Source organism: Aquirufa sp. A-Brett2-W8, assembly GCF_054558755.1.
Window position 1 is genome coordinate 343,550 of sequence record NZ_JBPXKS010000003.1, and the last position, 16,519, is coordinate 360,068.

The 16,519-nt window shown below is 35.9% G+C and carries 14 protein-coding genes; 11 read left to right on the forward strand and 3 right to left on the reverse strand.

Translation table 11 applies throughout. The features are described from left to right. Positions 1-76: 76 nt before the first annotated feature. The 5 genes from sucC to ACST13_RS03440 are packed head-to-tail and all read left to right on the forward strand — an operon-like array spanning position 77 to position 4,155. A complete protein-coding gene (gene sucC / locus ACST13_RS03420; RefSeq protein ID WP_459521816.1) occupies positions 77-1,267 on the forward strand; it encodes an ADP-forming succinate--CoA ligase subunit beta in 1,191 nt (396 codons plus the stop codon). 3 nt (positions 1,268-1,270) lie between these two features. Further along, on the forward strand, positions 1,271-1,882 hold the full coding sequence (locus ACST13_RS03425; RefSeq protein ID WP_459521817.1) for a fumarylacetoacetate hydrolase family protein: 612 nt from the start codon (positions 1,271-1,273) through the stop codon (positions 1,880-1,882). 1 nt (position 1,883) lies between these two features. Continuing rightward, positions 1,884-2,324: a thioredoxin-dependent thiol peroxidase gene (gene bcp / locus ACST13_RS03430; protein ID WP_459521818.1), complete on the forward strand. Its 441-nt coding sequence runs from the start codon at positions 1,884-1,886 to the stop codon at positions 2,322-2,324. Between the two features lie 9 nt (positions 2,325-2,333). After that, positions 2,334-3,191 (forward strand): transketolase, encoded by an 858-nt coding sequence (locus ACST13_RS03435; RefSeq protein WP_459521819.1) that lies wholly within the window; start codon positions 2,334-2,336, stop codon positions 3,189-3,191. 10 nt (positions 3,192-3,201) lie between these two features. Continuing rightward, positions 3,202-4,155 (forward strand): transketolase family protein, encoded by a 954-nt coding sequence (locus ACST13_RS03440; RefSeq protein WP_459521820.1) that lies wholly within the window; start codon positions 3,202-3,204, stop codon positions 4,153-4,155. Positions 4,156-4,158: 3 nt separating this feature from the next. Here the strand turns inward: ACST13_RS03440 and tamL are convergent, their stop codons facing one another. Beyond that, positions 4,159-6,426 (reverse strand): translocation and assembly module lipoprotein TamL, encoded by a 2,268-nt coding sequence (gene tamL, locus ACST13_RS03445; protein WP_459521821.1) that lies wholly within the window; start codon positions 6,424-6,426, stop codon positions 4,159-4,161. Between tamL and ACST13_RS03450 the strand changes: the two genes are divergently transcribed. Next, positions 6,415-7,179 (forward strand): TrmH family RNA methyltransferase, encoded by a 765-nt coding sequence (locus ACST13_RS03450; protein WP_459521822.1) that lies wholly within the window; start codon positions 6,415-6,417, stop codon positions 7,177-7,179. The two genes, tamL and ACST13_RS03450, sit on opposite strands and share 12 nt — an antisense overlap. On the opposite strand, the gene ACST13_RS03455 is transcribed toward ACST13_RS03450, so the two are convergent. Together ACST13_RS03455 and ACST13_RS03460 are read right to left on the reverse strand one after the other, a co-directional pair. Continuing rightward, positions 7,156-7,899: a queuosine precursor transporter gene (locus ACST13_RS03455; protein ID WP_459521823.1), complete on the reverse strand. Its 744-nt coding sequence runs from the start codon at positions 7,897-7,899 to the stop codon at positions 7,156-7,158. The two genes, ACST13_RS03450 and ACST13_RS03455, sit on opposite strands and share 24 nt — an antisense overlap. Then, positions 7,896-9,107: a pyridoxal phosphate-dependent aminotransferase gene (locus ACST13_RS03460; protein ID WP_459521824.1), complete on the reverse strand. Its 1,212-nt coding sequence runs from the start codon at positions 9,105-9,107 to the stop codon at positions 7,896-7,898. Before ACST13_RS03460 ends, ACST13_RS03455 begins: the two co-directional genes overlap by 4 nt. A gap of 59 nt (positions 9,108-9,166) precedes the next feature. On the opposite strand from ACST13_RS03460, the gene ACST13_RS03465 reads away from it, so the two are divergent. From ACST13_RS03465 to gltB, 5 genes are all read left to right on the forward strand, one after another. Beyond that, positions 9,167-9,841 carry a hypothetical protein gene (locus ACST13_RS03465; protein ID WP_459521825.1) on the forward strand — a complete coding sequence of 225 codons (675 nt, stop codon included), beginning with the start codon at positions 9,167-9,169 and terminating at the stop codon, positions 9,839-9,841. Further along, positions 9,842-10,378 (forward strand): hypothetical protein, encoded by a 537-nt coding sequence (locus ACST13_RS03470; protein ID WP_459521826.1) that lies wholly within the window; start codon positions 9,842-9,844, stop codon positions 10,376-10,378. A gap of 11 nt (positions 10,379-10,389) precedes the next feature. Beyond that, positions 10,390-11,322, forward strand: coding sequence for a phosphoribosylaminoimidazolesuccinocarboxamide synthase (locus tag ACST13_RS03475; RefSeq protein WP_459521827.1), 933 nt, complete (start codon positions 10,390-10,392; stop codon positions 11,320-11,322). Beyond that, positions 11,315-11,749, forward strand: coding sequence for an STAS domain-containing protein (locus ACST13_RS03480; protein ID WP_459521828.1), 435 nt, complete (start codon positions 11,315-11,317; stop codon positions 11,747-11,749). The genes ACST13_RS03475 and ACST13_RS03480 overlap by 8 nt, the downstream gene beginning before the upstream one ends. Positions 11,750-11,950: 201 nt before the next feature. After that, positions 11,951-16,519, forward strand: a complete 4,569-nt coding sequence (gene gltB, locus ACST13_RS03485; RefSeq protein ID WP_459521829.1) for a glutamate synthase large subunit — start codon at positions 11,951-11,953, stop codon at positions 16,517-16,519.

Consider the following 16,519-nt stretch of genomic DNA (forward strand, 5'->3'; position numbering starts at 1 on the left):
AAAATGGGAATGAATGACTTCTTATTTAATATTTACGCAAATAAATAGTAATTTCACGAAATTAAAATTTTACTAAATGAATATTCACGAATATCAAGCAAAAGAAATCTTAAAAGGTTACGGAGTGCGCATTCAAGAAGGGATTGTGGTTGACTCAGTTGATAATGCTATTTCTGCTGCTGAGCAATTAAAAGCTACCACAGGTACTGGATGGTTTGTTGTTAAAGCTCAAATTCATGCGGGTGGCCGTGGAAAAGGGGGTGGCGTTAAATTAGCTAAAAGCTTAGATGAAGTAAAAGAACGTGTTTCTCAAATTTTGGGAATGCAATTAATTACGCATCAAACAGGTCCCGAAGGAAAAAAGGTTAATAAGGTTTTAATTTCAGAGGATGTGTATTATCCAGGTGATTCTGAGCCTAAAGAATATTATTTATCGATCTTATTAGACCGCGCTAAAGCTTGCAATGTAATCATGGCAAGTACAGAAGGTGGAATGGATATCGAAGAAGTGGCTGAGCATAGCCCAGAAAAAATTATCAAAGAATGGATTGATCCACGCGTAGGTCTGCAAGACTTCCAAGCGCGTAAAGTAGCCTTTGCTTTAGGTTTAAGCGGAGCAGCTTTGAAAGAAATGGTTAAGTTCATTCAATCACTTTATCGTGCTTACGTGGAGACAGATTCATCTATGTTCGAAATCAACCCTGTGTTGAAGACGTCTGATGATAAGATTTTAGCAGTGGATGCTAAAGTTGACATTGATGATAATTCTTTATTTCGTCATAAAGACTTAGCGGTTTTACGTGATATTGAAGAGGAAGATCCTTTAGAGGTGGAAGCGTCTGAAAATGATTTAAACTACGTGAAATTAGATGGTAATGTAGGTTGCATGGTAAACGGAGCTGGTTTAGCGATGGCTACCATGGATATAATTAAATTATCTGGTGGTGATCCCGCTAACTTTCTTGACGTGGGGGGTGGAGCTAATGCGAAAACAGTAGAAGCTGGATTCCGTATTATTCTTCAAGATCCGAATGTGAAAGCTATCTTGATCAATATCTTTGGTGGTATTGTGCGTTGTGATCGTGTTGCGAATGGAGTTGTTGAAGCCTATAAAAACATTGGAGAAATTAAAATTCCAATTATTGTTCGTCTACAAGGGACTAATGCAGAAGAAGGTGCGGCTATTATTAATAGTTCAGGCTTGAAAGTATTCTCGGCTGTTTTATTGAAAGATGCAGCTCGTTTAGTTTCAGAAGTATTGAAATAAGTCATGAAAATAATTTGCATCGGTCGTAATTACGTTGATCATATCGCTGAATTATCGAATGAGAGACCCACAGAACCTGTGGTATTCTTTAAGCCTGACACGGCTTTATTAGATGCAAATAGTCACTTTTACTATCCTAAATTCTCCTCAGACGTTCATTATGAACTTGAGTTAGTTTTTAGGATAGGTAAAGTGGGTAAAAATATTGAGGCAAAATTTGCTCATAAGTATATTGATTCTTATGGTCTAGGTATTGATTTTACTGCTAGAGATGTACAGAGTAAGTTGAAAGAAAAGGGTTTACCTTGGGAAAAGGCTAAAGCGTTTAACGGCTCTGCTTTTGTTAGTTCATTACAAACATTTGATTCCTCTATTTTAGAAAAACCGATTCATTTTGCTTTGCAAAAGAATGGCATTGTTGTTCAAGAGGGGAATTCAGACTTGATGATTTGGAATGTAGCTGAATTAATCGAAGATGTTTCTAGGTATTTCACTTTAAAGACAGGGGATTACATTTTCACTGGAACTCCTGCGGGTGTAGGTCCTGTGACTATTGGTGACGTACTTACGGGGTCACTTGAAGGATCTCAATTATTTGAATTAGCCATCTCTTAATATGAAACTAAAAATAGGTGATACCGCCCCTTCCATTCAGATGATGGATTCCGATGGAAATGCTTTTTCTATTCCTGGTAGTAATAAAATTGTATTGTATTTTTATCCCAAAGACAATACACCTGGATGCACTGCGCAAGCATGTAATTTAAATGAGAATTTATCTTCACTTCAAGCAAAGGGTTATCAGGTAGTAGGTGTGAGTATTGACTCAAACTCATCTCATACTAAGTTTAAATCCAAATATAATCTTCAATTTCCTTTATTGTCTGACCCAGAACATCAATTAGCCGAGTCTTTTGGAGTTTGGGTAGAGAAATCCATGTATGGAAAACAATATATGGGTGTGGCTAGAACCACTTTTATTATCTCCTCAACAGGAATTATTACAGATATTATTGAAAAAGTGGACACGAAAAATCATAGTTCCCAAATCCACTAATTATAGAACATGCAAACACAAGAAATACAAAAAATTAGTTCTCAGGTACGCAGAGACATTTTAAGAATGGTTCATGCTTGTCAGTCAGGACACCCAGGTGGATCATTAGGTTGTACGGATCTTTTAGTAGATCTATTTTTTAGTACAATGAATCTAAAAACGGATGCAGCCGGTAAGGTCGTATTTGATATGGACGGAAAGAACGAAGATTTGTTCTTTTTATCTAATGGACATATTTCCCCTCTTATTTATAGCGTTCTTGCTCGCAGAGGTTATTTTGCAACAGCTGAATTAGCTTCTTTTAGAAAGATTAATACGCGTTTACAAGGTCACCCTACGCCGCACGAGCATTTAGAAGGTATTCGTATTGCGTCAGGATCTTTAGGCCAAGGACTTAGTGTTTCAATTGGAGCAGCCCAGGCTAAAAAGTTAAATGGCGATTCGTCTACTGTTTATTGCCTAATGGGTGATGGAGAGCAAAATGAAGGACAAGTTTGGGAAGCAGCTATGTATGCGCCTCACCATAAGGTAGATAATTTGATTGCTTTTATTGATGAAAATGGTCAACAAATTGATGGTCCTACAGAAAAGGTAATGAGCAACCGTGATTTACAAGCAAAATACGAAGCGTTTGGCTGGAATGTGATGCGTATGGACGGTAATGATGCAACAGCTATTCAAAATACGTTGATTAAAGCAAAAGCTACATTAGGTCAAGGGTCACCGATTATGATCATCATGAAAACAGAAATGGGTGCAGGAGTCGATTTTATGATGTATTCGCATAAATGGCATGGTGTAGCACCCAATGACCAACAATTAGAAGACGCATTAGCGCAGTTAGAAGAAACTTTAGGCGATTATTAATCAGATAGAAATGGCATTATTTACTTACGAAACAAAAAAGGATACGCGCTCAGGTTTTGGAGCAGGTATGGAGTATTTAAGTCAGCATAACCCTAAAGTGGTCGCTTTGTGTGCTGATTTAATTGGATCATTAAAATTAGAAGGATTTATCAAAAATAGTCCGGAGCGTTTTTTCCAAACAGGTATAGCTGAAGCCAATATGATAGGTATATCGGCTGGTTTGACTTTAGGTGGATTTATTCCTTTTGCTACGACATTTGCTAACTTCGGTACAGGTCGTGTATATGATCAAATTCGTCAGTCTGTTGCTTATTCAGGAAAGAATGTGAAGATCTGTTGTTCACACGCAGGTTTAACGCTAGGAGAGGATGGAGCTACGCACCAAATTTTGGAAGACATTGGATTAATGAAAATGCTTCCTGGCATGGTAGTGATTAATCCATGTGATTATAACCAAACAAAAGCTGCCACTATTGCCATTGCTGATTATGAAGGTCCTGTTTATTTGCGTTTTGGTCGCCCTGTGGTTCCTGTCTTTACTCCTGAAGATCAAAAATTTGAAATAGGTAAAGCGGTACACTTAGTTGAAGGAACTGATGTAACTATTATAGCAACGGGCCACTTGGTTTGGGAAGCTATTCAGGCAGCAGAAGCGCTATTAGAAAAAGGAATTAAGGCAGAGGTGATCAATATTCACACCATCAAGCCCTTAGATGTTCAGGCTATTTTAGCTTCGGTTAAAAAAACTGGCTGCGTTGTAACGGCAGAAGAGCATCAGTATAATGGGGGATTAGGGGATTCGGTTGCGCAATATTTGGCGTTAAATCACCCAAGTCCAATGGAATTCGTAGGCGTTAATGATTCCTTCGGTGAATCAGGAAAACCTGCAGAATTAATGGAGAAATATGGCTTGAACTCTAATGCAATTGTGGAGAAAGCAATTAAAGTAATGGCTCGTAAATAATCCTTAGAAAGGATATCCAATACCAATATTAAATTCAATAGGGTTTTGTCCACCTTCGAAAGAAGTCTCGGGCAAAACCCATTTTTTATTAACAGGATTTGCTGGATTAATTACTTTTGTCGCTAAATCTAGGCGCAAAAGAAAGAAGTCGAAATCCCAACGTAGTCCAAAACCTGTTCCTACAGCTATCTGATTATAAAAATTTCCTAACTGGAATTGGGTAGTGGGATCTGTATTACCTTGACTCATGTTCCATATATTTCCGGCATCAACGAAGAAAGCCCCATTCATTTGACCAAATAGAGGAAATAGCTTGAATCTAAATTCTATCGATGATTCGAGTAAGATACTTCCTGGTTGTTCTACTAAATTAGAAGAGGAGACATACGCACCAGGACCCAATCGCCTTGGTTTCCAAGCTCTAACACTAGAAGGTCCTCCAATAAAAAAGTTCTTTTCGTAAGGCAATTGATAATCATTGTCAGCACCATAAGCATACGCTACACCACCTAGTAGTTTAAACGCTATTTGTGACTTACGATTTTGGCCCAGCATCTTATACTTTCGGTAGTCAAAATTGACTCTTAGAAAGCGGTAAAATTGTATCTCCTGTCCACTATTAAGTAGATCAGCAACAAAATTAAATTTATAATTAGGCAATATGTTTAATGTAGATCCTCCTGATTCTAAACCCAGTTGAAATATCTTTCCATTTTTTAATTCGTTGGTAGGTAATAGGTCACGATAAATGTATTGAAAGGAAATACTGCTAACAAAACTGGGGTTAAAACTTCGATATAAATTATTTCCTTTTAATTGAAGTTCTAACAAATAATCTTTAAATGCATCAGAAGTGGCCGTTTCTGGATAATTAGTATTTAATAAGTTTAAATTGATAGGAGAAAATGTGTAATAGCTAAACTCACTTTTTTGCCACGTATAGCGCTGGAATATATTAAAATTTGTTCTTTGGTATTCCGGTCTATTAATAAAATCAAACCCAATTCCTACTGAAGTTTTTGCACCATAATAAGAGCCTAATTTACCAAGTAGTGATTTTGGTAAATAGAGTGTAGGGAAATTAATGGAGGCGGAGACATTTAGTTCTAAATTATTACGCGTGTCTGTTGTATTGATAAAACCGGATTGAGCCTCGTAGCCTAATCGGGTAGAAAAATCGAAATAATCTAAACTTGAAAATAGACGTCTTATTTTGAAGGAATTGGTTAGAAAGGGTCCTGGTATTCCTCTAAATACGCTTCCGCCTAGCTCGGAACTAAAATTATATTTCTCATTTTGGAATAATTCAATTTTAGGAAATAGGCGAGTACGAGTTGTGTCAAAACGAATAGAAACAGTCTTAAATTGATCTGTTAAGTAGATGTTTTTTAAACTTTGGTTAAAAATATCCACCGAATACAAATCATCTTCTTTTAACGTAATAAGTTTACTTAAACTTTTTAAAGGTGGATTTACTGCTGGATTTCCTAATGGATCTGATATGTTAAATTCGGGTACACCTATACGATACAAACGATCGTAGTTTGAAATTATATTGCGATTTTTAAATTCAGGTATTTTATAGAAAAGAGATATTTGGCGAAGTGTACTGTCTTTCAAGTCATTTAAACGAATACCTATCGCATCGGTCGAAAAATAGTAGTAACCCTCATTTCTCAAATGATGACTTAATTGCTCTTTCTCTTTTTTTAATAAGGATAGCTGCAATCTTTGCATAGGGTGTAGTACACTATTTTCCTTTAAATAAGCATTTACATGTTCCGCTAAAATGGGATTATCTACTGATACGGAATCTTCTTTAGTGAAATAGCTAGGATCTCCTTCTTGTATTAGAAAAGCTACGTTAATCAATTTTCCTATCGTATCTATTTTAGGCGCTACAATTGCCTTTAAAAAGCCATTCTCCCGGTAATAACGCTGTATCTGACTTTGGTTAGTTTCTAACCAGCTTCGGCTGTAGGTTGGATTAGGAGATTTAAAGAATTGAATGAAACTTGGTTTAATTTGAAGAGAATCTTTTCTTTTCCTTTTATTGCCCAGATAAGTATATAATTTTGTAGGTAGTAATCGATGATAGGAATTTTTTATTCCGATTATATTTGACCGCAATTCCAGATTAGAAATTTGTCGAGTTCCTGTTATATTAATTTGATTAATAACAGGTTGTTGTATTTCATAGCTTTGGTATTGTCCACAAGAAATGAGACCCAAACTCAAGATAACAAAACCGATAATTGATTGATTCTTCAAAAGATGCTAACTAATAAACAAATAAAGTTAATTAATTCCCTACATTCTAAAAAAGGAAGAAAAGAGAATGATTTATTTTTAGTAGAAGGAGAGAAGTCTCTGTTTGAATTAGTAAAATCTGATTTTGTTATCGAATTCTTTGTTATAAATGAATCTCAATCAGATGTAATAAATCAAATTAGTCTGCAATCTAAGGCTCCTATCTATTCTTTAGATGCCGAGTCTATTCAAAAGCTTAGTACCTTAGTTACTAATTCTTTCGGATTAGCTGTCGTTCAACAAAAAAGTTTTTCTTCCTTTCAGTTAAAAGAAAATTATACCATTATTTTAGATGGGATCAGAGATCCAGGAAACCTCGGCACTATTATTCGCATTTGTGATTGGTATGGATTTAAACAATTGGTTCTTTCTGATGATTGTACTGAATTTTATAATCCCAAAGTGATTATGTCCTCGATGGGCTCTTTTTCTCGAATTGAATTCACGTACGTAGATTTAGTTGTTTTTTTTAAAGCTCACCCTTCTGTTAAAAAGATAGGTGCTGTATTAAACGGTGAAAACATTCATCAGTATAAGTTTCCCGATAATGGTTTTATCATTTTAGGAAATGAATCAAATGGAATTCGGGAGGACGTTTTAGAATTACTAGACGAACGAATTACTATTCCTTCTTTTGGTGAGGCGGAATCTTTAAACGCAGGTATTTCCACAGCGATTATTGCTGATAATTTAAGGCGTTTTATCTTGAGCTAAATATTTCTCAATACCCCAGTGTGCTAGATATAGGACTGGGGTGAATAAAATAGCCACAAAGAATTTGTAAAAGTAATTATTGAATGAAACGTTCATCCATTGACTAAAAGTCCAATTCCCGAAAAGATAAAAGGCAATACCAATCACTAATACACTGTCAATTAATTGAGATATAAGCGTAGATCCGGTGGCTCTTAACCAAATATGTTTTGATCCAGTTCTAGCCTTTATTTTCTCAAATACGAGTGCATCGATGATTTGACTTACTAAAAATGCCGATAGTGATCCTAAAATGATTCCTAAGCCTTGTCGAAAGATGCGCGCGAACGCTTCGTTGATATTAAAATTACCTGAGCCCTTATTAACATCCACCCAAAAATCAGCCGGAACTAGTAGAGTGGAAGTGTAAATGATTAAGAAGGAAAAGGCTATGAATAGGGCAGTAGTAAAAGAAATGAATCGAACGCCTTTCTTTCCAAAGTAATCATTGATGATATCCGATGTTATAAATACTAAGGGCCAATTCAGCGCGCCTGCAGTCTGATTTAAATCCCAGAAATCACCCCAAGGTGTTTGCCAATGCAATGGTGAAAATCCCAAAGTTCGCTCTATACTTACAATCTTTACACCAATAATCTCTGCTACGATAGCATTAGTAAGAAATAGGCCAAATAGGAAAATAAATAACTTTTGTTTTCGAGAGAACTGGTTAAAGATCATTTTCTGTAGTTTTCGAAATGTTGTGCGATCTTGTCTAAAGCTACTCCTAATTGCTCTACGTGTGGTAAAAAGACAATTCTAAAATGATCATTTCCGCTAAAATTGAATCCCCGACCACCCACAACTAAAATCTTTTGCTCTTCTAATAGCGACATCACAAAATGATTATCATCTTCAAAATTGAATTTAGATAGATCAATTTTAGGAAAGAGATATAAGGCTCCTTTGGGTTTTGCTGCACTAACTCCATCTATGGCATTGATACGCTCGTAGGCTAGATTCATTTGTCGATTTATGCGACCTTCTTTAGCCACCAAATCATTTATAGACTGGTATCCACCTAAAGCAGTTTGTATACCATATTGTGTAATAACGTTAGCGCAAAGACGTGTGCTAAATAAAAAATTCAATCCTTCAATGTATGATTTAGCCTTATGTTTAGCTCCAGTCAATATCATCCATCCACCTCTAAACCCCGCTGCGCGATAATTTTTAGATAATCCACCCATAGTAATGATTAAAATATCATCTGATAAACCAGCAGCCGTATGGTGAACCGTTCCGTCAAATAATATTTTATCATATATTTCATCCGCAAATAGCACTAGTTGATACTTTACAGCTAGAGCAACTACCTTCTTGACTGTTTCTTCTGAATAGACAGCACCCGTGGGATTATTGGGATTGATTAAGACAATAGCTCTTGTTTTAGGTGTTATTTTAGATTCTATATCCACTAAATCAGGAGCCCATTCTTTTTCTTCATCACAGGCATAATGAACAGCTCTACCACCTGCTAAACCTGCTACTGTAGTCCACAGAGGATAATCGGGAGAGGGAATCAATACTTCATCATCGGTATTAAGTAATGCCGTCATTACTAGAGAAATAAGCTCACTAACTCCATTTCCAATGTAAATATCCTCAATAAGTATATTTTTTACGCCTAAGTTTTGATAATACTGCATAACCGCTTTACGCGCTGCAAATAAACCCCTAGAATCAACATATCCCTGAGCATTTCGTATATTTACAATTATATCATGGACGATTTCATCAGGTGTTTCAAAGCCAAAGGCGGCTGGATTACCTATATTTAGTGAAGTGATCTTGTAACCCTGATTTTGAAGAGCTAAAGCCTTATCATAAACTGGTCCACGAATTTCGTATTTAAGGTGATCTAGGCGTTTACTTTTTAATATATCCATGCTATTTTTGATAGAATTGTAAAAATAGCAATTAAATTTTATTGAATTTACCCGTCTTTATGAATTTAAAGGAAATAGGTATTTTATTGTTAAGCCTTTATTTGGCATCTTCTTTACTAATCGCATATAAATATTATAAGGCTAGGGGAGGCGTGTTTAAGATTTCACGCATGCTTGTCTTTAAATATATCTATCGATTTATTTTATTGGTAGGCATTTGCGTCTTGTGTTATTATACGACTAGCATTAAGCCTTCTAATGAATTAAATACGTCAGGCAATAATTTTAGTATGTTTGCTATAGCTTCTAACAGCTCCAGTCTTACTTGGAAGAGTATCCATGCTAAGGTTAGTGAGATGCCTAAGGATGGACACTATAGTTTAACTATGTTTATGCCTAAAGAGCAAGAATGGCTTCAAATAATTCCATCAACAAACAAGGATTCTTTTTTGCAGTTAATTGAACATGCGCATGAATCACAAGTTATTCATTCTAAATTAGTTATAACTGATAAGTTAAATCGTATTCCTAAAGAAGATCAGTTTGTTTTATATTCTGTGAAAAATGGTCATTGGGAAGTAGAAGATCGCGAATTAAATAATTCGTCTTTTTTATCTACTAATCTTTTAAATAGTTGGATAGGAGCTTCATATGTGAGATTCTATTTAGTATTTTTGATTCTATTTTTATTATTTTTAGATATAGCATTTACTGCCAAAGCAATTAAAATTTAGATGTTTTCAACACTGTTTTATCTTTTTATATTATTCTATGAGGGATTATTCTCCAGATCTTCTGAAGAATATAATCTTCAGGTTTTGCAATTAAATCAACAAATAAAGAGTCGGAAGTATGAATTAGCTTTTCAAAATGCACAAAAGCTAAAAAGATCTACCTTATTTATTAATCCTGCTCTTGAAAATGTAATAGTCGTTTTAGAATTAAAGTTGCACTCGACTAGTCATTTGAGGAAATCTGTTTCATTAAAATCTAATTCAATTTCGAACGATATATTATTAAGCCATTTTTCTGCCTTAAGAGGTAATAGTGCAACTGGTTTGGAGGATTTGCATCAATCTATAATTAAAAATGGCAATGTGGACACCTTAGTAAAGTCATACGAATTGTATGCATTCAATTTTCCGCAGAATAAATTAAAGAAACAACAGCAATCAACTCAAATGATTAGCCAATCTCAAAAAATAAATACGCAAGAAGCTTTATCTTTACTTGATTTGATGAAAAAAAAGCAAAAGAACCTTATCTATTAATTAGCCTTACTATGATTTCAGCTCCGTATCAATTTCCTAATCAACGCTCTTTTTATAAAGGAAAAGTGCGTGATGTGTATGGAATTGGAGATCATCTTTTGATGATTACTTCAGATCGTATATCTGCTTTTGATGTTGTATTGCCTAAACTTATTCCATTTAAAGGTCAAGTCTTAAATCAAATAGCCTCTTATTTTTTACAAAAAACGGCTGATATAGTACCTAATTGGTTAATTGCGACGCCAGATCCCAATGTGGCTTATGGAATAAAATGTGAACCATTTACCATAGAAATGGTTATAAGAGGGTATCTAGTGGGACATCTTTGGAGAGAATATAAATCAGGTAAAAGGGAAGTTAGTGGTGTAAAATTACCGGAAGGATTAAAAGAAAATCAACAACTACCTGAGCCTATCATTACACCTACGACTAAAGCTAGCGAAGGCCATGATGAAGATATTTCAGTTGCAGCTATTATTGAACAAGGTATCGTTTCTAAAATGCACATGGATGAATTGTGCGCTATTACAAAACGTTTGTTTCAACGAGGACAAGAAATGGCCGCAGATAAAAATTTGATTCTAGTAGATACTAAATATGAGTTTGGTTTACATCAGGGTAAGATTATGTTAATGGATGAAATTCACACGCCAGATTCATCTCGTTATTTTTATAGGGAACCTTACGCTGATTTATTTGCAAAAGGCTTAGCTCAAAAGCAGTTATCTAAGGAGTTTGTACGGGAATGGTTAATAGCAAATGGATTTCAAGGAAAAGAGGGGCAACAAATTCCAACTATTACTGAAGAATTTGTACAACAAATTTCTGAGCGCTATATCCTTCTTTTCGAAGAAATTACAGGCTTAAGTTTTAATAAAGAGCCTCAAGAAGATTTATATAATCGTATTTATACTAACACAACTAAGTTTTTACAACATGTCTGACGTAAATTCATTTAAACTCGAACAAAACGAGAGTTATGCCCTTATCGATTGGATGGCTAATGACTTAGCTTCAGCTAATTCAGAAGAATTAGAGAACGCTATTCGTTTATTATTTAAGAAGGATTATGCTAATATGGTTCTTAATCTTTCTAAAACAGTAGAAATTGACGGTTATGGCGTTTCCGCCATACGTAAAGGAACAAAGATTTGTACCAATGAAGGTGGTTTGTTTGTCGTGGTTACTAAGAATGAAGCTATAGCAGAAAGATTAGATGCAGCGAAAATTGAAAATTTAGCTTTATTGAATACAGTACAAGAAGGTGTAGATGCTATTTACCTAAATGATTTAGAGAATGAGTTCCAAGATGAGGATGATACGGAGGGAGAGAGTGAATTTGGGGAATCGAGTGGCGATGATTATGATTAAAATAGCACTATAACAAGAAAATTTATGCTCCTTTTTTGATATTTGCAAATCAGAAGAATATTTTGTCTTTAGAAAGTTTTGCCAAATATAATTTTAATTAAATTTAAGATTACTTATATTTTATATCTTTTATTGTCTTGTATTCAGTCAAAAACGATTTAAGATTTATTATTAATTTTATTAGAATATTTATAGTTTACTATGAGAAATCCGAATGAGGTAGGTTTGTACAGAAAAGAATTTGAACACGATGCATGTGGGATTGGCTTTGTTGCTAGTTTGAAAGGCATTAAATCTCATCGAATTGTACAAGATTCAATTAAGATGTTAATTCGGATGGATCACAGAGGTGCCTGTGGATGTGATCCTAATTCGGGTGATGGTGCTGGTGTTTTAGTACAATTGCCTCATGAATTCTTTTTAGAAGAAACAAGTGTACTAGGTTTTGCTTTACCTTCATTAGGTAATTATGGAGTGGGGATGGTTTTCTTTCCCCAAGATGAAATATTGATTAAAGAATGTAAAGAGGTAATTGAACGCAAGACTAAAAAATTAGGACTGCGTGTATTAGGTTATAGAACTGTCCCAGTTGATAATTCGGAAATTATAGGAGCAGATTCGGGTAATACGGAGCCATCGATTCAGCAATTATTTATTGAAAGACCAGCTGATTGTGCCTCAGAGATTGATTTTGAGCGTAAGCTATATGTTTTTAGGCAGTACGTTTCTAAGTTGCTAAACGAAACTATTTCTGGATTAGATAATAACTTCTATTTCGCGTCTTTGTCTTGTCGTACCATTATTTACAAGGGTATGTTAACGACCATGCAAGTTCCAGGTTATTTCTTAGATCTATTTCAAGAAAATTTTACCTCAGCTTTAGCCATTGTCCATTCACGTTTCTCTACGAATACATTCCCAGAATGGAAATTGGCTCAACCTTTTCGTTTTATAGCGCACAATGGAGAGATTAATACGGTAAAAGGTAATTCTTCTTGGATGCAGGCTCAATCAGCCTTGTTTTCAAGTAAATATTTCACTCAAGAGGAATTAGACATGATTCTTCCTGTTTGTAGTCTTGGACAATCCGATTCGGCCATTCTAGACAACGCCATTGAATTATTGTATTTAACGGGCCGTTCTTTGCCCCATGTGATGATGATGCTGATCCCCGAAGCTTGGGATGGTAACGAAAGCATGAAGAAGTACAAAAAGGATTTCTATGAATACCATGCGGCAATGATGGAGCCTTGGGATGGTCCTGCGAGTATTTCATTTACGGATGGTAAAATGATCGGGGCTACTTTGGACCGTAATGGTCTTCGTCCATCCCGTTATTGGGTAACCTCAGATGACCACGTGATTATGGCTTCAGAAGCAGGTGTCTTAGATTTAGATCCAGCCACTATAGTTTCTAAAGGCCGTTTACAGCCTGGTAAAATGTTTGTGGTGGACATGGAACAAGGACGTATTATTCCTGATGAAGAATTAAAAGAAAAGATTTGTCAACAACAGCCTTATGGGGAATGGTTGTTAAATAATAAGATTAGAGTAGAGGATTTACCAGAGGCTGGAAGTGAATTTAGGCAGCCAAAAGCTATTCAATTAGTTTCTAGACAACAGATATTTGGCTTTACTACAGAAGATATTCGTATTGTTCTAGCTCAAATGGCAGAGACAGGAAAAGAGGCTCTTGGTTCTATGGGTATCGATACGCCATTAGCCGTATTGTCTGAAAAGGCACAACATTTATCTTCATATTTCAAACAATTATTTGCTCAAGTAACGAATCCGCCCATTGATCCAATTCGTGAGCGAATGGTAATGTCGCTACTTTCTGATATTGGTGGTTTATCTAACTTACTGGAAGAGAGTCCATCTCATTGTCGTCAAATCGAAATTCAACAACCCGTATTACGTAATAAAGAGGTAGAGAAAATCCGTTGGATTGATCATGAGAATTTCCAAACAAAAACCATTCACATGACTTTCCGTGCGTCGGACGATGAAGGTGTTTTGAAGAGAGCTTTAGATCGCATTAATCAATATGCGGAAGATGCAGTGGATGATGGTTATTCCATCATTTTATTAACGGATAGAGGAATCGATAGTTCCCATGCACCCATTCCGTCCTTATTAGCTTTAGCCTCAGTACATAACCACTTGAATCGTACGAAAAAACGCGCTAAAGTGGGTATTATTATTGAAGCAGGGGATGTGTGGGAAACCCACCACTTTGCTACTTTGATCGGATACGGCGCGAGTGCAATTAATCCATATATGGCTTTTGAAACAATCAAAGCCATGAAAGATCAGGGTTTTGTTAATCAAGATTTAAGCTATGATAAATTAGAGTATAATTATATCAAAGCGGTGAATGGAGAGCTTTTAAAGATCTTCTCTAAAATGGGTATTTCTACTTTGCAATCGTACCAAGGGGCTCAAATTTTTGAAATTTTGGGTATAGGCAAGGATGTCGTTGATACTTATTTTACTGGATCGATTTCACGAATTGGTGGAATTAGTTTAGATATCATAGCGAAGGAAGCTCTTATTAAGCACTCTTCCGGATATCAATTATTGAAACAAGAATCACCGAAATTAGAAGTAGGTGGAATCTACCAATGGAAACAAAGAGGCGAGGAGCATTTATTTAATCCTGCCACAATCCATTTATTACAGCAAGCTACGAGGCAGAATGATTATGCTGTTTATAAAAAATATGCCCAATTAATTGATGACCAAAGTAAAAAGACCATTACCTTACGTGGTTTACTAAAGTTTAAATCAAGTACGGCTATTTCAATTGATGAAGTGGAGCCAATTGAAAATATTTTAGCTCGCTTCGCCACAGGAGCGATGTCTTTTGGATCTATATCTTTTGAAGCTCATACGACATTAGCTATTGCGATGAACCGCATTGGTGGTAAATCTAACACAGGCGAAGGCGGTGAAGATCCGATTCGTTTTGAAAAAAGGGCTAATGGCGATTCCATGAATTCAGCGATTAAGCAAGTAGCCTCGGGTAGATTCGGTGTGACGGCACATTATTTAACGAATGCGAAAGAACTTCAAATTAAAATGGCTCAGGGTGCTAAACCGGGCGAGGGTGGTCAGTTACCAGGACATAAAGTGGATGATTGGATTGGTAAGACGCGTCATAGTACGCCAGGTGTAGGTTTAATTTCTCCTCCTCCGCACCACGATATTTATTCTATTGAAGATTTAGCTCAGTTAATTTTTGACTTAAAGAACGCGAATAGAGCAGCCAGAATTTCAGTTAAATTAGTTTCTGAAGCTGGTGTAGGAACTATTGCAGCAGGTGTGGCTAAAGCACATGCGGATCATATTTTGATTGCTGGTTATGATGGTGGTACTGGAGCGTCTCCCTTATCGTCTATTCGCCACGCTGGTTTACCTTGGGAACTTGGTTTAGCTGAAACTCACCAAACACTAGTTAAAAATAAGTTACGTGGTCGGGTTACAGTTCAAGCAGATGGCCAAATAAAAACGGGAAAAGATATTGCAGTAGCTGCCCTATTAGGGGCAGAAGAATTCGGTGTAGCGACCGCTGCTTTAGTTACAGCTGGATGTATCATGATGCGTAAGTGTCACTTAAATACTTGTCCGGTAGGAGTTGCAACAACAAATCCTGAATTAAGAGCTTTGTACACAGGTCAAGCAGAACATGTGGTGAATTTATTCCATTTCTTAGCGCAAGAATTGAGAGAGATTATGGCGGAACTAGGTTTCCGTAAATTAGAAGAGATGGTAGGACGTGTGGATTTATTGGAGATGAAGGATCTTTCAAGTCATTGGAAATTCAAGAATTTAGATTTAAGTCCCATTTTAGCACCTGCGGTATTATCAGATCGAGTTGCTGTATTTAAGTCTGAAGAGCAGGATCATGGTTTATCAGAACAGATAGATTGGGAATTACTAAAAATAGCTCAGCCTGCGTTAGAGAAAGGCCAAGCAGTTTCTGCAGAACTTGATATTATCAATGTAAATCGTTCGGTAGGTACTATTTTATCTAATGAAATAACTAAAAAATACGGGGCTAAGGGCCTTCCAGCTGATACCATTCATATTAAATTTAAAGGTACAGCAGGACAGTCGTTTGGAGCCTTCTCTGTGAAGGGAATTAAATTCGAAATAGAGGGGGATGCGAATGATTACGTCGGTAAAGGATTATGTGGTGCTACCTTAGTGGCATATCCATCATCTGAGGCATCATTTAAAGCATCTGAAAACTCCATCATAGGTAATGTATCCTTTTATGGCGCAACTTCTGGAGAGGCTTATCTAGCTGGTATGGCTGGAGAACGTTTTTGTGTAAGAAACTCAGGCGCTAAAGTCGTGGTAGAGGGAATAGGGGATCATGGTTGTGAGTATATGACCGGAGGTTTAGTTATTATTTTGGGTGATACGGGTAGAAATTTTGGTGCTGGTATGTCAGGCGGAGTAGCTTATATCTTAGATGAACAAAATAAGTTCGATGCTAAAGTAAATCGCGAAATGGTAGAAATTAGTGAATTAACGCCCGAAGACAAGAATATTATCTTGATGTATCTAGAAAAGCATGTGGCCTTAACTGGGTCTATTAAAGGAAAACAAGTCTTTGATAATTTTAATGCTTTAGCTAGTCAATTTAAGAAAGTATTACCTGTTGATTACAAGAATGCTTTAAGCTCCCGGAAATTAACTATTTCAGATGTATTAGCAGATAAAGATCGAGTGTATCAAAATATTCAAGTAGATTTAAAATAA